The sequence below is a fragment of the Streptomyces sp. NPDC086077 genome (assembly GCF_040686175.1).
Classification (GTDB): Bacteria; Actinomycetota; Actinomycetes; order Streptomycetales; family Streptomycetaceae; genus Streptomyces.
This window is the reverse complement of the sequence record NZ_JBFBJT010000305.1, coordinates 1-2123: the sequence shown is the minus strand read 5'-3', so window position 1 is coordinate 2123 and position 2123 is coordinate 1. Positions and strand designations below refer to the sequence as shown.

The 2123-nt window shown below is 69.0% G+C and carries 1 protein-coding gene; it reads right to left on the bottom strand.

Translation table 11 applies throughout. The annotated features are described in order from the left end of the window. On the bottom strand, positions 1-2017 hold a 2017-nt coding region (locus AB0O67_RS37230), incomplete at its 3' end, for a SpoIIE family protein phosphatase (protein ID WP_365460519.1). Positions 2018-2123: the final 106 nt, after the last annotated feature.

Genomic DNA, 2123 nt, shown 5'->3' with positions numbered 1-2123 from the left:
CCAGGTCCTGGGCCGGGGTCTGTGAAAGGTGGTGGGCGAGGTGGTCGGTGGTGTCGTCGATGTCGGTTCCGGGGATTTCGATGAGTCCGTCGGTGTACAGGACGAGGACGGCGCCGGGTGGGAGGGAGACGTCGTGGGTGGGGTAGTCGGCATCCGGTTCGATGCCGAGGAGCAGTCCGGGGGGCGGGCGCAGGATCTCGGTGTGTCCGTCGGGGTGGCGGAGCAGGGGTGGGGGGTGTCCGGCGCTGGCGAGGCGGGCGCGGTAGTGGGTGAGGTCGAGGTGGACTGTCAGGCAGCTGGTGAACAGTCCGGCGTTGAGGTCGGTCAGGAGGCGGTTGGTGCAGGTGAGGAGGTCGCTGGGGGAGGTGCCGGTGGTGGCGTAGGAGTGGACGGCGGTGCGGACCTGTCCCATGAGGGCGGCGGCGGTGGAGTTGTGGCCCTGAACGTCGCCGATGACAGCAACGGCTGTGGTGGGGCTGGGGTGGATGAGGTCGTAGAAGTCGCCGCCGATGTCCATGCCGTGGCCGGCGGGCAGGTAGCGGGCGGCGACATCCAGGTTGGCGATGGAGGGTAGAGCGTGGGGCAGAAGGCTCTTCTGGAGGGTGTAGGCGAGGGCGTGTTTGGCGTCGTACAGGCGGGCGCGGTCCAGGGCCTGAGCGATCAAACCGGCGAGGGAGGCCAGCAGGGCACGCTCTGCCGGGAGGAACGGGCGCGGCCGGTCGTAGGAGAGAACGAGCGAGCCGATGAGATTCCCGGAAGCGGTAAGGGGCAGGAAGGCCCAGGCGCTCCGTGCCTCGTATTGCGGTGCGTCGGGGTAGGCGCGCTGAAAATCGGCGAACGTAGGGAAGAAGGCCGGCTCACCGCAGGCCAGTGCGTGCGTGGCCGGGGTAGGCGTAGAAACGGGCGTGCCGTCGAAGCGGCTGGCGAAGTCGGCGCTGTAGCCGCGGTATCCGGTGACGTGGAGCCGACCCTCCTCGGCCGTCATGAGGACCAGCCCCTGAGGGCCGAAAGCGGGCACAATCTGGTCCGCGACCAGGTCGACGACGTCCTGAACTCCCACGGCTTCGGCGAGAGCGACCGCCAGGTGCGTGAGGTGATACAGCGCCACGGCACCGACTGGTTCATCGGCTGGTGCGGCCTGGATGGTGTCGGTCCGTTGCGCGGCAGGTGTGATGTGGATGCTGATGCCGTTGTCGCCAGGGTAGAGCTGGAACAGCAGTGACGTGTCAGGGGGGCATACGGCAGTGAAGGTTGTCGGCTGGCGGGTGATCACCGCTGCCCGGTAGCGCTCTTCGCAGACCGGGGCGTGGAGCCACGGCAGCACTTCCCATGGGCGGTTGCCCGCGAGATAGGCGGCATCGGCGCCCACCAGTTGGGTCCCGGCAGTGTTGATGAAGGTGATCCGTCCGTTCAGGTCCAGGGTGCAGCAGCCGACGGGAAGGCGTTCTGTGAAGTCAAGCGCGGCCCTGGCCTGGGCAGGGCTGCCTTCCGTGACCGGTGCGGCAAGCTGCCAGGGTTCTGCAGGGGGCAGTAGCGGACGGCCTTCGGCAGCAGCTTGCTCAAGAAGGTCTCCCGTGTTCCGGCAGTAGGCGGTGACTGCTTCGAGCTGGCTCGGGCTGAGCTGCGGCGGGTGCCAAGCGGGCCACAGCAGCGCGATGCCGCCCCGCGACCGGGCGCCGCCGACTAGGGGGGCTGCGGCGAGCATGAAGTCGTAGGGCAGCACGAGCCCCAGCTGTGGGTAGCGGCGTGCCACCTCCTCCTGGCTGCTCAACCACTCCAGCTGCCCTTGGCGCATGGCGTCCGGGACCGGGGACGCAGCGTCCACGCCGACGCGGGCCCAGGGTGCGGCGATCTCATGGGAGACGCCGCACATCAGGGCGAGCCGCAGTATCCGTTCTTCAGGCGGCAGCAGGTAGAGCAGGGCGATCGACGCGCCGGTCTCGCGCATCACCTGGGCGATAAGGGCCTCCAGGCGCTCCAGATTGGATCCGGTGCCGGGGCCGAAGGGTGATTCCACGGCATTTACCCGACTCTCGCGGCAGGAGCGGCGGCATGGCGTGCATGGCCGAAGCGCCCACGGGCCACCTCCGCGCTGATGCTCAGCCCCACATCGATCTGCGCCC